The sequence below is a fragment of the Leucobacter sp. UT-8R-CII-1-4 genome (assembly GCF_030010235.1).
GTDB lineage: Bacteria > Actinomycetota > Actinomycetes > Actinomycetales > Microbacteriaceae > Leucobacter.
In genome coordinates this window covers 232,425-247,514 of record NZ_JASCRS010000005.1, presented here as the reverse complement: position 1 = coordinate 247,514, position 15,090 = coordinate 232,425, and the positions used below count along the sequence as shown (strand labels likewise).

Here is a 15,090-nt window from a genome sequence, read left to right as displayed (position 1 = left end):
GAGCAGGCTGAGCCGCAGGAGCAGTTTGCTGCCCGCGTGCCGCTTATCGCAGGCAACTGGAAGATGAACCTTGACCACTTGCAGGCGATTGCGCTTGTGCAGAAGCTTGCTTGGTCACTCAAAGACGTAAAGCACGACTTCGGTGACGTTGAGGTCGCGGTGTTCCCTCCGTTTACGGATCTTCGTTCCGTGCAGACGCTGCTTGCTGCCGACAAACTTTCGCTCGCTCTTGGCGCGCAGGACGTTTCACCGCACCTTTCGGGTGCGTACACAGGCGATATCTCAGCACAGTTCCTCAGCAAGCTCGATACCCGCTATGTGCTTGTAGGGCACTCAGAGCGTCGTCACGGTCACGGTGAGGGCGACGATATCGTCGCGGCGAAAGCCAAGGCTGTTGCCACTCAAGGCATGGTTCCAATGATCTGCGTTGGTGAGACAGCGGCAGACCTTGAGGAGCAGGGTGCCGCAGCGGTGCCTCTTGCGCAGCTCGAAGCCGCAATCGCAGCCTTGCCGAAAGACGCTGAGTTCGTAATCGCCTACGAGCCTGTTTGGGCGATTGGCAGCGGTGAACCGGCGACGGCTGAGCAGGCAGAGCAGGTGTGTGCGGCACTCCGCGCACGTATCGCAGAATTGCGCGGAGCAAAGGTCGCGGCGGAAACTCGTCTGCTTTACGGTGGATCAGTTGCCAGCCAGAATGTGGCCGGATATTTGCGTCAGGCCAACGTTGATGGCGCGCTGGTCGGCGGTGCGAGCCTCGATTCGCAAGAGTTTTCACGAATCGTGCAGTTTAAGAAGCACGTTACTGGCGCATAGCGCGTTATACTTGTCGTTGGTTTGCAAACATTGAAAGGGCGGCCGTAGTGCTCATTTTGAAGATCGCACTTATCTGCGTATTGGTACTCACGAGCCTCCTGCTCACCCTGTTTATTCTGTTGCACAAGGGCCGCGGTGGCGGTCTCTCCGATATGTTCGGCGGCGGTGTCACCTCTAGCCTCGGCTCTTCGGGTGTGGCTGAACGTAACCTGAACCGCATCACCATTGTGGTGTCGCTGGTTTGGTTTGCAGCGATTGTTGGCCTCGGCCTGATCGCTCGTTTCTCGGTCGTCTAAACCCCGAGAGCTGAGTTTCGCCGTGTCTTTGGCGAGCTAGGTTTCGCAACAGATCACTTCACGGACAGAAACGTCCAGAGAAAGGTATTACGTGTCTGGCAGCAATGCTATTCGCGGCGCCCGAGTTGGTTCGGGCCCGATGGGCGAAATGGATCACGGCGTGCGCGCAGAGCGCATCGCAGTTTCCTACTTCGATATTCTTGGCAACGAGACTGTGCGTTATTTCGCAGCAGACGTTGACCCAGAAGAGATTCCAGAACAGATCGATTCTCCACACAGCGGTCTTCCTGCCGGTCGGGATCGTCAGAACCCGCCGGAGCTCTTGAAGAACGAGCCTTACAAGACGCACCTCGCATATGTGAAGGAGCGCCGCACCGCTGAAGAGGCTGAAGAGCTTCTTGAGCAGGCGCTGCAGAAGCTTCGTCAGCGTCGCGGAAGCGCGAAGGTCTCGTCGTAAGACTTCAGATTGTGAAGAGGGGCACACTCATTTGAGTGTGCCCCTCTTTTCTGTCTCAACGCGCCGTCTATAGGCTTTGCGGGTGATGTAGAAACAGGCTCAATAGACGAAGAGTTTTCGTATACTGAGCCTGTCCAATTGAACTGGCACATGAGTTCACAGAGAACTCAAACTGCGCGGGTAATTACGCTTCTGCCTCGCGCGCGAAGTACCTCGCGGTCGCCGCGGGCTTGCGCCCTCATCAGCTCAGCTGTGCCGTCTTCTTGCCCGGGGATGGGCAGATCTTCGGCGCCGGCATCAACCAGCTGCAAATAGACTCCCAGCGCTGGGCCGCCCTTGTGCATTTGGCCGGTCGAGTGCAGGTAACGCGGACCCCAGCCCAACGCGACAGGTACATTGAGCTCTTTGGCGATCCGGTTGCTGATTTCGCGTGCTGCCTCTGCTTGCGCAGAATCACGGTCAACAAAGGCTTGTACCGCGACATAACCATTCTGGGGGAGTGCCGCGCGCAACTGCTCAAGCAATTCGGCATCGTCTGCGGCGGCATCGACCTCAATAAAGCCGTGCTCTTCCGCGAGCGCCGTGTGCGCCGCAATCTTTCCTGACTCAACATCGGGTTGATCGAAGGGGTTGATACCCATCAGTCGCCCGAGCGCTGCCGTGGCAACCTCCCAAAGCAGAAGTTGCTCACCCAGAGGCGCCTCGATACCGATCGAGCGTGATCCGGCGGATGCGCTACCGATACCAACGTGCAGTGCGTTTTCGGGCAATGTTGAAAACTCGTAAGCCCCGAGCGGTAGCGAGATAGGCAGAATGCCCTTGCCTTCTTTGCCTGTCGACTCGGCAATGAGCTGTTCAACCCAGTCGCCAAGGCCCCAGCGATGTGTCGCACCCTCAGCGAGCAACAACACGTACTGTTTTGGAAGTGCACCTGCGATCGCTGCGGCAAGACGGAGCGCGGGGTTCTCTGGCGTGTCGCTAAAGAGCTCTGCCTGCACTGACTTCGCTCCCACGAGCAGGCGACCAGTATCGGCGCCTGCCAGCACCGTCGGCACTATGCCGAAAGCTGACAGTGCCGAAAAACGGCCGCCAACATTCGGATCTGCCTGCATCACTCGATAGCCGGCACTGGCATACTCAGCAAACGAAGAGCCAGGGTCTGTCACGTAAATCATGTGATCTGCAGGGTTCAGACCCGCTTCGTTGAAAGCTACTCTGAAGAACTCAGCGTGGCTTCGCGTTTCGAGTGTGCTGCCGGATTTCGACGAGATCACCACTACGGTCGTTGCGAGGTCCCCGGAGAGGGCGCGACGGATCACATCTGGGTGCGTCGAATCGAGCACGTTGAGGGTGACTCCAGCCTCGCGAGCAATTACCTCTGAGCCAAGGCTGGAACCGCCCATACCGCAGAGCACTACATGGCGAATACCGCGCTTGGAAAGCTCAGCTTTTAGCGATTCGGTTTCGCGAAGTACTTTTTCAGACTCAGGAAAGGGGTCTACCCAGCCCAATCGTCGTGAAGCTTCTTCTTCTGCGGCGGCACCCCAAAGAGTGGGATCCTGAGCCAGGAGTCGACTAGCGAACTGGGCATCAAGCAACTCCCGAAGAAAGGGGTTGCCTGCCTGCTCCAGTTCGCTATCGATAGTTAAGCGAATACTCACTTATTCTCCAGAAGAGCCGTCTCAACGGTCTGCAGTAGCTCGGCCCAAGAAGCCTCAAACTTTTTGAGTCCGTCTACCTCAAGAAACTCTGTAACCTCGGCGTAGTCAATGCCCAGGCCGTCAAGATCGTTGAGCACCGCATCGCTTTCTCGGTAGCTCGTGTGCAGGGCGACAGCTTCGAGCTCGCCGTGATCGGCGTAGGCGTTCAGAGTTGCCTCCGGCATTGTATTGACAGTCTGCTCTGCGACCAGGCCGCTGACATAGAGCGTATCCGGGAGTTGAGGATCTTTCACGCCTGTTGAGGCCCACAGCGGACGCTGAAGGTTGGCGCCAAGATCGATGAGCATCTGTGCGCGCTCGGTCGAGAATCCCTGCTCAAACACTTCGTAAGCGAGTCGCGCATTTGCGAGGCCAGCTTTACTGCGAAGACCGGCAACAGTGTCTACTTGCGCGGGATCGGCTGCAACGATGGCATCTAGCTTGCCGTCAATCAGGGTGTCAACGCGTGACACAAAGAACGAAGCAACAGAGTGGATCTTTGAAATATCGTGACCCGCTGCTCGAGCCTTTTCAATGCCAACAAGGTAGGCGTTGATGACTTGGCGATAGCGCTCAAGACTGAAAATCAGAGTGACATTCACGCTGATACCGGAACCGATGACCTCGCTGATTGCTTCAAGGCCCTCAACGGTTGCTGGAATCTTGATCATGGCGTTTTCACGGTCCACCTGAGCCCAGAGCTCTCGCGCCTGAGCAATGGTGCCAGCAGTGTCGCGTGAGAGCGTCGGAGACACCTCGATTGAGACACGGCCATCTTGTCCGCTGCTGGCCACTGCGACGGGTGCCAGGATGTCGCAAGCATCGGCGACGTCGCTACACATGAGGGAGAAGACGGTTTGTTCTGCGCCGAGTCCAGCAGCAGCGGCGGCGGCAATACGCTCGCCGTAGCCTTCTCCCGAACCAATCGCGTTCGCAAAAATGGTTGGGTTTGTGGTGACACCGACGACATTGATGCTGTCGACAAGCTCTGCAAGGTTGCCGCTCTCGATACGTGTGCGAGAGAGATCGTCAAGCCAGATGCTAACGCCAGCGCTGCTCAGCGCGGCGGTACGGGGGTTGCTCATCAGGCCATCCTTTCTGGAAGTGGTGAGTTAAGCAGCGGCGATGGATTCGCGAGCAGCTGCGACAACAGCTTCGGTGGTGACGCCGAACTCACGGAACAGCGTGTTTGCGTCTGCCGACGCTCCAAAGTGCTCGATGCTCACTGAGCGACCGCGATCCCCAACGAGTTCACGCCAGCCGAGCGAAATGCCGGCTTCGACGCTCACGCGCGCTGTTACAGCAGCGGGCAGTACCGACTCGCGGTACTCCGGAGTCTGCTCGGCGAACCACTCAAGGCAAGGAGCAGATACGACACGTGCACCGATGCCCTCAGCTGCAAGCTGTTCGCGAGCCTCTACCGCAAGCTGCACTTCACTGCCGGTCGCAATCAGCACAACATCAACCTTGCCGGTAGCCGACTCGGCGAGCACATAAGCGCCGTTACGGACGCCCTCAGCTGATCCGAATTCGTTTCCGTTTGCTGCGCCTTCGCCGCGAGCAAAGACGGGTACATTCTGGCGAGTAAGAGCAATACCGCTCGGACCGGCCTGACGGCTAAGCATCTCGTGCCAAGCGATTGAGACCTCGTTCGCGTCTGCCGGACGAACCATCGCCAGATTAGGAATCGCGCGAAGGGCTGCAATGTGCTCGATTGGTTGGTGGGTTGGCCCGTCTTCGCCGAGACCAATCGAGTCATGTGTCCAGACGAAAATACTCGGAACGTTCATGAGCGCTGCAAGGCGAACAGCTGGGCGCATGTAGTCAGCGAACTGCAAGAAGGTGCCGGCATAACTGCGGGTCTTCCCGTGTAGCTGAATACCGTTGATGATCGCCGCCATCGCGTGCTCACGAATACCGAAGTGCAGGACACGACCGTAGGGGCTACCCTGCCAGGTGCTAGTTGAGTGGTGAGCCGGCACGAACGATGGTGCGCCGTTAATGGTCGTATTGTTCGACCCTGCAAGGTCAGCTGATCCGCCCCAAAGCTCAGGCATGATCGGCGCGAGCGAGTTGATTACCTTACCGCTTGCCGAACGGGTAGCGACACTCGTGCCAGCCTCAAAGACCGGCAGCGCTTCGGCTGCTCCAGCAGGCAAATCACCGGCTTCGAGACGATCGAAGAGTTCTTTGCGCTCAGGGTTTGCGGCTGCCCATGCGTCAAAGCTTTGCTGCCAGGTAGCGCGATCCGCCGCTGCACGATCAGCGAGTTCGCGAGCGTGTGAGATGACCTCCGGCGCAACAGCGAAGTGCTGTTCCGGGTCAAATCCGAGTGCGACTTTGAGGCCAGCAAGCTCCTCGGCGCCGAGTGCCGAGCCGTGAATGCCGCCGGTGTTCTGCTTGTCGGGTGAGGGCCAGCCGATAATGGTCTTCAAGATCACAAGCGTTGGCTTGGTGCTTTCGGCTTTCGCCGACTCAATCGCTGCGTAGAGTGCTGGTAGATCTTCGCGGTACTCAGCGCCGTTCATGCCGCCTGCGCGCCAGTCGACCTCTAGCACCTGCCAGCCGTACGCCTCGTAGCGCATGCGCACGTCTTCGCTGTAGGCGATGTCGGTGTCGTCTTCGATTGAAATCTGGTTCGAATCGTAAATGGCGATCAAGTTACCGAGTTCTTGGTGCCCAGCAAGCGAGGCAGCCTCGCTTGTAACGCCCTCTTGCAGATCGCCATCACCGGCAATGACGTAGGTGAAGTGATCGAATGGGCTCTGTCCTGCAGCCGCGTTGGGGTCAAAGAGACCACGCTCGTAACGCTGCGCGTATGCGAAACCGACAGCTGATGCGAGTCCCTGACCGAGTGGGCCGGTCGTGATCTCTACACCTGCGGTGTGTCCGTACTCTGGGTGTCCTGGAGTTTTCGAGTGAAGGGTACGTAGTGCCTCAATGTCTTCGAGTTCTAGACCGAATCCGCCGAGGTAGAGCTGTACGTACTGAGTCAGTGAGCTGTGACCGATCGAGAGAATGAAACGGTCGCGGCCGATCCAGTCGGTATCGCGTGGGTCATGGCGCATCACCTTCTGGTACAGCAAATATGCTGCGGGGGCCAGGCTGATTGCGGTGCCTGGATGGCCATTACCGACCTTCTCTACTGCATCCGCTGCAAGCACGCGTGCGGTATCTACCGCACGATCGTCAAGCTCGTCCCACTGCAATTCTGCGCCCACTGACCGGCCTCTCTGGGTTCTCGCGCGACTTCTACGCGCGTTTAAATCTGAGGCCTCGACGGTGTGTAACCGAGACCTACCACAAGCCTAGCGTGAGAGGAGGTACGATAGAGGTGATGTCTAGCGAAACCGTATCCTCAGTTCAGTCAGGCACTGGCCCTGAAAAGATCGGCTTCAAGCGAACCGTAAAGGCTTACGTATCGCTCACCAAGCCGCGCGTGATGGAGCTTCTGCTCGTAGTCACGGTACCCGCGATGATTCTCGCGCAGGGTGGACTACCCAATCTTTGGCTTGTTCTGGCGACGCTGCTTGGCGGTGCGATGAGCGCAGGTTCTGCCGGCGCCTTCAACTGCTACATTGATCGCGACATGGATCGCCGAATGAAGCGAACCTCAAGCAGGCCGCTCGTGACCGGCGAGATCAGTGACCGGAACGCACTGATTTTCTCGTGGGTGCTTGGCATTGCTTCGGTTGTTTGGCTGTACTTCACCACTAACTGGCTTGCTGCGGCACTTTCGGCTGGCGCGATCTTCTTCTACGTAGTGATCTACACGCTGATTCTGAAGCGTCACAGCGAGCAGAACATTATCTGGGGCGGTATCGCAGGCTGCTTCCCAGTGCTGATCGGTTGGGCAGCAGTGACCGAGTCACTTGATTGGCCAGCCTGGATCTTCTTCTTGATCATCTTCTTGTGGACGCCACCACATTACTGGCCGCTCTCAATGAAGTACCGAAACGACTACGCAAACGCTGGCGTTCCGATGCTGGGTGTGGTGCGTGGCCGCGCAACGGTTGGCCTGCAGATCATTCTTTATGCGTGGGCGACTGTGGCATCTAGCCTCTTGCTGATTCCGGTTGCGGATATGGGCATTGTGTACACGGTTGTCGCTCTCGTGACTGGCGGCTGGTTTATCACCGAGTCGCACCGTCTCTACGGCAGTGCGATTCGTGGCCAAGAGGGCAAACCGATGAAGGTGTTCCACGGCTCCATCGGTTATCTCTCGCTGCTTTCGATCGCAATCGCGGTTGATCCGCTGCTTCCTTTCTAAGCTGCGAAGGGTCTTGGTTAAGACCGGCAGATAGAAATCTAGGCCCCTGTAAGTCACTTTGTTTCACTGTGATTTACAGGGGTTTTCTGCGCGCACTAGGCTGAAAGTTATGAGCGATCACGCCGCACACCCAGCTACCTCAGTTGTCGCCCTCGGCCGGCCACCGAAGACCCCTGGCGAGGCGCTGAACGCGCCGATTACGCTCACTTCAACATACGTTGGATCGCGCAGCCCTGAGCCCGAAGACCGGGTATACGCGAGGTTCAGCAACCCGAGTTGGGAACCACTTGAGGAAGCGATTGCGGCGCTAGAAGGCAGCGATCTTGCGGCAATCTCCTATGCCTCCGGAATGGCCACAGTGGCGGCAGCATTTTCGCTTGTTCCTGTTGGGGGAGTCGCGGTGGTGCCCGGGGCCTCGTATAACGGCACCATCGGGCTTGCTCGTGAACTGCAAGCCGATGGTTTGTTTGCGTTGCGTGAAGTGGATCCAACGAACCTTGAAGAAACTATTGCGACGTTTGAGGGTGCCGATCTGGTCTGGCTTGAATCGCCGACAAACCCGCTCCTTGATGTGTTGGATCTTCCGACCCTGATCACTGCCGCGAAGAGTGCCGGAGCGTTCGTTGTCGTAGATAACACTTTCTCGACACCGCTGAGACAGCGGCCGCTGGAACTTGGCGCCGATCTCGTTGTGCATTCCGCGACAAAGTTTATTGCGGGTCATTCAGACGTGCTGTTGGGAATTTCGGTTGCGGCCGACCCGAAGGTGCGTGATCGGCTGCTCGGTAAGCGAGCGCTGCAGGGGTCTATCGCTGGCCCATTTGAAGCTTGGCTGACACTGCGTGGGCTGCGCACGCTGGCGGTCCGTCTCGATCGCGCCGAGGCCTCCGCAGGTGAGCTTGCTGCAAGACTCGAGAGTCGGCCAGAGGTTTCACGGGTGAGATATCCAGGACTGCCGGGCGATCCGGGTCACCAGCTTGCTGTTGCGCAACTCGATGGTTTCGGGGCGATGGTTTCGATTGAGCTTGCTGGGGGAGCTGAGGCAGCTGAGCGTTTTGTTGAGGCGCTCCGGGTGTTTACTCCAGCGACGAGTCTTGGTGGCGTTGAATCACTCGCAGAGCGACGTCGGCGCTTGCCTTCTGAACCGAAGGCAGTGCCCGAATCGCTCGTGAGGCTCAGCATCGGTATCGAGCACGTTGAAGATCTCTGGGCAGACCTGGAGGCTGCGCTCACGGCAAGCGGCGGCGCTTAGGCTGAAGCGGCAGCGTCTGGTTAGACTCAAAACATGGCTGACGCATATGCACACGGACATCACGCGAGCGTTTTGCGATCGCACACCTGGCGCACGGCTGAGAACTCGGCAGCCTATCTGCTGGGGGAGTTGACCAGCGGTCGCAGTGTGCTCGATGTGGGAGCAGGACCTGGCACAATTACAGCAGACTTTGCGCGCCTGGTGGCGCCGGGGCGAGTTGTTGGTGTCGATGCTGCCGCCGATGTGGTTGCAAAGGCCACCGCAGACACGGCCTCGCTCGGACTCGAAAACCTCGAGTTTGCGGTCGCCGATGCTTACGCCCTTGAATACGCCGATGCGAGCTTTGATCTTGCGCACGCCCACCAAGTGTTGCAGCACGTTACCGATCCGGTCGCAATGCTGCGCGAAATGCGACGAGTCGTAAAACCAGGCGGTGCGGTCGCAGCGCGCGATGTCGACTACGAGGGCGTGATAATTTCGCCGAGAATGCCTGAACTTGAAGACTGGCTCGCGCTGTATCTGCAGGTGCACAAGGGAGTGAGCGGCGAACCTGCTGCCGGTCGTTTCCTGAAGAAGTGGGCTCGCGAGGCTGGCTTTATAGAGGTGACCTGCACCGCTTCGCTGTGGTTATTTGAAAATGACGAGGATCGCGCGTGGTGGGGCGGCATGTGGGCAGAGCGGGCAATCGAGTCAGCATTTGCTGAGAATGCCATGCGTCTCGGGCTTGCCGATCATGCGCGACTGCAGCGTATTGCGGATGGCTGGCGCAAGTGGGCAGATGATCCCGACGGTTGGCTGTTGGTGCCGCACGCAGAGATCATCGCCACTGTTTGATTGCTCGTTACTTGCTTGGGTGATCCAGCGCGCCCTCGGTAACTGGCTTCTTCGGCCTCAGCAAGAAATGCGAGAAACCGAATGCGGTGATCAGGACTGAGAACAGGTGTAACGGTTGTGAAGGGGAAGTAACCGTGTATTCCGGGGTATACGAATTACTGATCTGAGTTTGTACAGCGGTTCCGAACTGGTACGAAAGATAAATTCCGAGAATTCCGGCGCACACCATCAGCGGAGTAACGATCCATGCGAAGCGAAACCAATATTCGCGTTGGCGAGGAGAGATTCGCAGCGGCATCCCTATGAGGGCTGCCAAGATCATCGCTGGCAGCGCGTACACTACGCCGTTGAGGCCAATGCCTATCAGTGACATTAGTCCGTCGTAGGGAAGCTGAGACCAGAGTTCGTGCATACCCGTCACGATTCCGGCAAGAATGGCACCGCCGAAGAAGAACTGAAAAGGCAGCGATACCCACGCGAGATTTTTTGCGGAGCCCACTCTCGATTGCCGCCGCCACGGCTGTGGCACAGACGGCATGTCGGGTGCGGGCTCCACTAAGTTCATCAGTTACGCACCCTCAGCAACCGGCTTCTTGAGTCGAAGCACTGTGACTGTCATAGTCGCGGCGGCGAGCGAAGCCAGCACCATGTGCACGCCAACCAGCACCGGTGGCAATCCGTGGCGTGACTGGTAAATGCCCACCGCGATCTGGACGACGAGCACAAGTAGCAAAGTGACCGCCCAGCGGGCCGCACGCAGATGTTTCGAGACGGCCCATCCAACGAGCACAGCCACAAGTGCGAAGGCGACATAGCCTGGCCATGCGTGTAGGTGGCTCAGCAGGGTAGCGTCGAAGCCCTGGCGCACGACGTTTTCGTCGCCGGAGTGCGGGCCAGATCCTGTGGTGAGCACACCCATGAAGATCAAAACAGCCATAACCAGAGTCGTAACGTGGGCAAGGATTTTGAACCCCTTGGGTGCTGCAGACTCGCGTGGCCCGCCGACTTCATACATGCGGCTGAGGTAGGCCGCAGTGATGCACACGATAATCAGGGACACGGTGTAGTGGAAACCTACCAAGACGGCCTTGAGCTCTTCCCAAACAATTACGCCACCAACGAACGCTTGCAACAGTACGAGACCGAGAACGATCCAAGAAAGCACCATGAGGTCACGGCGTTCTGCGCGAATCTTCCAGGTGAGCACAACCACCAAGATGGCAACAAGCAGTAGCGGGCCAGAGATTGTGCGGTTCCCAAACTCAATCAGGCCGTGCACACCCATTTCGGCCGTTGGCACGAGAGATCCAGGTGTACACAAGGGCCATTCAGAGCAGCCAAGCCCAGAACCGGTCAGTCGCACTGCGCCACCGGTCGCAATAATCAGGGTGTTTAGGACGAAAGATGCCCACGCAAAGATACGCAAAGCTCGAGAGGGTAACCCCGGAGATTTGGAGACCTTCACCTGATCGGTGCTCGCGGCTGACAAAACGACTCCTCTCGGCAGACCCCTCATTCCCAGACACCATCTACGACAGGCGCTTTCACGGTATTCCGGTTTCGTGACGAAATCTGTAGAATGAGAAGCTGTGGTTGCGTAATGCGAAGCGATCATCGGTGACAACGTGCACCGGGGATAGCTTCGTTCGACGCCCAGAATACTGCACTGCTGCAGGGAACCAGTTGTGTACTCGTTTTTCGTGTGGATGACTGACTCCCGCAGCGCTACGAAGAATGAGGGATGACACGATGCCAGAAGTGCTGATTGACCGCCCAGAGCTTGAGAGTCTGGGGGTGTATGAGTTCGGATGGCATGATGCCGATGCTGCCGGTGAAACGGCAAAGCGCGGACTCAGCGAAGATGTGGTTCGGAACATCTCGAAACTTAAAAATGAGCCTGAGTGGATGCTTCAGCGTCGACTCAAGGCTCTGCAGATCTTTGATCGCAAGCCAATGCCGACTTTTGGTGCAGACCTGAGCGAAATTGACTTCGACAACATCAAGTACTTTGTTCGTTCGACTGAAAAACAGGCGACGAGCTGGGAAGAACTTCCAGAAGAGATCAAAAACACTTACGAGCGTCTCGGTATCCCCGAGGCAGAGCGTCAGCGCCTCGTAGCCGGTGTTGCGGCTCAGTACGAATCAGAGGTTGTGTACCACCAGATTCGTGAGGACCTCGAGGAGCAGGGCGTTCTCTTCCTCGATACCGACACCGCGCTGAAGGAGCACCCGGAGATCTTCGAGCAGTACTTCGGTACCGTGATCCCTTCGGGCGACAACAAGTTCGCAGCACTGAACACCGCTGTGTGGTCAGGTGGCTCGTTCGTGTACGTGCCTAAGGGCGTACACGTTGAGATTCCACTGCAGGCCTACTTCCGTATCAATACGGAGAACATGGGCCAGTTTGAGCGCACACTCATCATCGCTGACGAAGACAGCTACGTGCACTACATCGAGGGTTGCACCGCGCCGATCTACAAGAGCGACTCGCTGCACTCCGCAGTCGTCGAGATTATCGTGAAGAAGGGCGCTCGCGTTCGCTACACGACTATCCAAAACTGGTCGAACAACGTCTACAACCTGGTCACCAAGCGTGCCGTGGCTGAGGCCGGCGCGACCATGGAGTGGGTCGATGGCAACATCGGTTCGAAGGTCACCATGAAGTACCCTTCGATCTACCTCACCGGCGAGCACGCAAAGGGCGAAACGCTTTCGGTGGCATTCGCAGGCCCAGGCCAGCACCAGGATGCCGGCGCCAAGATGATTCACCTGGCACCACACACCAAGTCTTCGATCCTCTCGAAGTCGATTGCGCGTGGCGGCGGCCGCACCGGTTACCGTGGCGAGGTTCGTGTTGACGCGAACGCGCACCACGCAGCCAACTCAGTGGTCTGTGACGCACTGCTCGTTGACACGATTTCACGCAGCGACACCTACCCAGCGATTGACATTCGCACTGACGATGCCGAACTCGGCCACGAGGCAACTGTCTCGCGTGTCAGCGAAGAGCAGCTCTTCTACCTGATGAGCCGCGGCCTCGCTGAAGAAGAAGCAATGGCAATGATCGTTCGCGGCTTCATCGAGCCAATCGCTCGTGAGCTGCCTATGGAGTACGCACTCGAACTGAACAAGCTCATCGAGATGGGCATGGAAGGATCCGTCGGATAATGGCGCTGACTGAAAGCACTGAGACCGCTCAGCACGGCTTCAAGGCACACTCAGACGGAGGTTGGGACGCAGATGGCGCGGCAAAGCACGTGCCAGTGCAAACCCGAAGCGCGCGCTTCACCTCAACTGATGTCAGTGATTTTGAGGCAGTGACCGGTCGCGAAGCGAACTGGAAGTACACCCCAATTGCGAAGATCGAGAGCCTGCTGAATGGCGAGCTCGACGGTGCACGCACCCCGCTCACCGTGACCGATGTTGCCGGTGTCTCGAGCGAGTGGATCGCTCGCGACGACGCCCGCATCGGTCGCGCAGGTAAGCCAGAAGAGCGCGGTGCGGCCGCCGCTTGGTCGGCTTTTGGCGAGGCTCACTTGGTCACGGTCACCGCTGAAGAGCAGGTTACTGCGATCGTTGACCGTTCTGAGCTTGGCACCTCGGCTCGCGCGGCTCACACCGTGATCGAGGCAAAGCCAAATTCGCGCGGTCTCGTGATTCTCGAAAACACGGGTGACGCACAGCTCAGCGAAAACGTCGAAATCGTTGTCGGCGAGGGCGCAGAGCTCACCGTTGTCAGCGTGCAGCAGTGGGCTGACGAGGCACAGCATCTCTCAAGCCACTATGCAACAGTGGGTCGCGATGGATCGCTCAAGCACATTGTTGTCACCCTTGGTGGCGCATTGGTTCGCTTGAACCCATCGATTCACCTTGATCACGAGGGCGCAAACGGCGAGGCACTCGGTGCCTACTTTGCCGATGCGGGCCAGCACCTTGAGCACCAGGTCTACATGGACCACGATGCACCGCACACTCGCAGTCGTGTCAACTACAAGGGCGCACTGCAGGGCGAGGGCGCGCACACTGTTTGGATTGGCGATGTGCTGATCCGCAATAGCGCAACCGGCACCGACAGCTACGAGCAGAACCGTAACCTCGTGCTTAGCGAGGGTACTCGCGCAGATTCAATCCCGAACCTTGAGATTGAGACTGGCGACATCGCTGGCGCAGGTCACGCAAGTGCTACCGGTCGTTTCGACGACGAGCACCTGTTCTACCTGCGTAGCCGTGGAATTTCGGAAGAAGAAGCGCGCAAGCTTGTTGTGCACGGCTTCTTGCTTGAGGTTATTCAGCAGATCGATGATGCTGAAACCCAGGAGCGCTTGCGCGATGCTGTCGAGGCTGAACTCGCCGAATCGGTGAGTGCGTGAGCCGTCAGCGAGCACTCTCGGTAAGTGAATTGTTCCAGGACCAGGCAGTGCGTGTCGTGCTTGACGGCGTGCCCATTGCTGTGGTGATGGACGGCGAGGGGGAGGTGCACGCCATTGGCGACACCTGCACCCACGGCCAGATCAGCCTCTCGGAAGGTTTCGCTGAAAACGGCGAACTCGAGTGCTGGGCTCACGGATCCGCGTTTTCGCTCACTACGGGCAAGCCCCGAAACCTCCCGGCCTACGAGCCGGTACCCGTTTATGTCGTCGAAATCGAGGGTGACGACGTCTACATTGACCCAACTGTTACGAAAGAGATTGCAGCATGAGCTCCGTTCTTGAAATCAAGGATCTGCACGTAAGCGTCGAGACCGACCAGGGTGCAAAGCCAATCCTTAAGGGTGTAAACCTGACCATTCGCCAGGGCGAGACCCACGCGATCATGGGGCCAAACGGCTCGGGCAAGTCAACGCTTGCTTACGCGATTGCCGGCCACCCACGTTACGAAATCACTAGCGGCTCGATTCTGCTCGACGGTGAAGAAGTAACCGAAATGTCAGTTGACGAGCGTGCTCAGGCAGGCCTGTTCCTGGCTATGCAGTACCCAGTGGAGATTCCAGGCGTCACCAACGCTAACTTCCTGCGTACCGCTAAGACCGCAATTGACGGCGAAGCGCCTGCCATCCGCACCTGGATGAAGGATGTTCGCGGCGCAATGGAGAACCTGCGCATGGACGCATCGTTCGCTGAGCGTAACGTCAACGAGGGTTTCTCGGGTGGCGAGAAGAAGCGCAACGAGATTCTGCAGCTCGAACTGCTGAAGCCTCGCTTCGCAGTGCTCGATGAGACCGACTCGGGTCTTGACGTCGACGCGCTGAAGATCGTGTCGGAGGGTGTGAACCGCGCCAAGGAGAACACCGGCCTCGGCATCATGCTGATCACGCACTACACGCGTATCCTCCGCTACATCAAGCCTGACTTCGTTCACGTCTTCGTGAACGGTCGCGTTGCAGAGCAGGGCGGCCCAGAGCTGGCCGACCGTCTTGAGAACGAAGGCTACGATCGCTTCCTTACTGAGGCATCGAACGCGTAGGCTAG

At 58.1% G+C, this 15,090-nt stretch carries 15 protein-coding genes; 10 read left to right on the top strand and 5 right to left on the bottom strand.

Annotated features, from left to right (window positions below):
• The first annotated feature begins 36 nt into the window (after positions 1 to 36).
• The 3 genes from tpiA (at position 37) to QBL02_RS12705 (ending at position 1,566) form a co-directional block, all read left to right on the top strand.
• Complete coding sequence (gene tpiA, locus QBL02_RS12715) at positions 37 to 813, top strand: triose-phosphate isomerase (RefSeq protein ID WP_282726938.1); 777 nt, start codon at positions 37 to 39, stop codon at positions 811 to 813.
• A gap of 47 nt (positions 814 to 860) precedes the next feature.
• Positions 861 to 1,109, top strand: a complete 249-nt coding sequence (gene secG, locus QBL02_RS12710) for a preprotein translocase subunit SecG (RefSeq protein ID WP_282726799.1) — start codon at positions 861 to 863, stop codon at positions 1,107 to 1,109.
• A gap of 91 nt (positions 1,110 to 1,200) precedes the next feature.
• Positions 1,201 to 1,566, top strand: a complete 366-nt coding sequence (locus tag QBL02_RS12705; RefSeq protein ID WP_282726798.1) for an RNA polymerase-binding protein RbpA — start codon at positions 1,201 to 1,203, stop codon at positions 1,564 to 1,566.
• A gap of 167 nt (positions 1,567 to 1,733) precedes the next feature.
• On the opposite strand, the gene QBL02_RS12700 is transcribed toward QBL02_RS12705, so the two are convergent.
• From QBL02_RS12700 to tkt, 3 genes are read right to left on the bottom strand one after another with little or no spacing between them, the layout of a single operon-like run.
• A complete protein-coding gene (locus tag QBL02_RS12700; protein WP_282726797.1) occupies positions 1,734 to 3,227 on the bottom strand; it encodes a glucose-6-phosphate isomerase in 1,494 nt (497 codons plus the stop codon).
• Positions 3,224 to 4,351 (bottom strand): transaldolase, encoded by a 1,128-nt coding sequence (gene tal, locus QBL02_RS12695; protein WP_282726796.1) that lies wholly within the window; start codon positions 4,349 to 4,351, stop codon positions 3,224 to 3,226. The genes QBL02_RS12700 and tal overlap by 4 nt, the downstream gene beginning before the upstream one ends.
• Positions 4,352 to 4,378: 27 nt before the next feature.
• Positions 4,379 to 6,487, bottom strand: a complete 2,109-nt coding sequence (gene tkt / locus QBL02_RS12690; RefSeq protein ID WP_282726795.1) for a transketolase — start codon at positions 6,485 to 6,487, stop codon at positions 4,379 to 4,381.
• A gap of 116 nt (positions 6,488 to 6,603) precedes the next feature.
• Here tkt and QBL02_RS12685 point away from each other — a divergent pair, with 116 nt between their 5' ends.
• The 3 genes from QBL02_RS12685 to QBL02_RS12675 all read left to right on the top strand — a co-directional run bounded on the left by QBL02_RS12685 (position 6,604) and on the right by QBL02_RS12675 (position 9,622).
• Entirely contained in the window at positions 6,604 to 7,536 is a 933-nt protein-coding gene (locus QBL02_RS12685) for a heme o synthase (protein WP_282726794.1), read from the top strand.
• Between the two features lie 109 nt (positions 7,537 to 7,645).
• Entirely contained in the window at positions 7,646 to 8,788 is a 1,143-nt protein-coding gene (locus tag QBL02_RS12680) for a PLP-dependent aspartate aminotransferase family protein (protein WP_282726793.1), read from the top strand.
• 33 nt (positions 8,789 to 8,821) lie between these two features.
• Entirely contained in the window at positions 8,822 to 9,622 is an 801-nt protein-coding gene (locus tag QBL02_RS12675; protein ID WP_282726792.1) for a methyltransferase domain-containing protein, read from the top strand.
• A 7-nt stretch (positions 9,623 to 9,629) separates the two neighbouring features.
• Here QBL02_RS12675 and QBL02_RS12670 read toward each other — a convergent pair whose 3' ends face one another.
• Together QBL02_RS12670 and QBL02_RS12665 are read right to left on the bottom strand one after the other, a co-directional pair.
• On the bottom strand, positions 9,630 to 10,121 hold the full coding sequence (locus tag QBL02_RS12670) for a hypothetical protein (RefSeq protein WP_282726791.1): 492 nt from the start codon (positions 10,119 to 10,121) through the stop codon (positions 9,630 to 9,632).
• 69 nt (positions 10,122 to 10,190) lie between these two features.
• Positions 10,191 to 11,048, bottom strand: a complete 858-nt coding sequence (locus QBL02_RS12665; protein WP_282726790.1) for a COX15/CtaA family protein — start codon at positions 11,046 to 11,048, stop codon at positions 10,191 to 10,193.
• Positions 11,049 to 11,371: 323 nt separating this feature from the next.
• On the opposite strand from QBL02_RS12665, the gene sufB reads away from it, so the two are divergent.
• Genes sufB through sufC form a run of 4 tightly spaced genes read left to right on the top strand, consistent with a single transcriptional unit; the run spans position 11,372 to position 15,085 of the window.
• Positions 11,372 to 12,790, top strand: a complete 1,419-nt coding sequence (sufB, locus tag QBL02_RS12660; protein WP_282726789.1) for a Fe-S cluster assembly protein SufB — start codon at positions 11,372 to 11,374, stop codon at positions 12,788 to 12,790.
• Positions 12,790 to 13,992, top strand: a complete 1,203-nt coding sequence (gene sufD, locus QBL02_RS12655) for a Fe-S cluster assembly protein SufD (protein WP_282726788.1) — start codon at positions 12,790 to 12,792, stop codon at positions 13,990 to 13,992. The genes sufB and sufD overlap by 1 nt, the downstream gene beginning before the upstream one ends.
• Positions 13,989 to 14,321, top strand: a complete 333-nt coding sequence (locus QBL02_RS12650; protein ID WP_282726787.1) for a non-heme iron oxygenase ferredoxin subunit — start codon at positions 13,989 to 13,991, stop codon at positions 14,319 to 14,321. The genes sufD and QBL02_RS12650 overlap by 4 nt, the downstream gene beginning before the upstream one ends.
• A complete protein-coding gene (gene sufC / locus QBL02_RS12645) occupies positions 14,318 to 15,085 on the top strand; it encodes a Fe-S cluster assembly ATPase SufC (protein ID WP_282726786.1) in 768 nt (255 codons plus the stop codon). The genes QBL02_RS12650 and sufC overlap by 4 nt, the downstream gene beginning before the upstream one ends.
• The last annotated feature ends 5 nt before the right edge of the window (positions 15,086 to 15,090 follow it).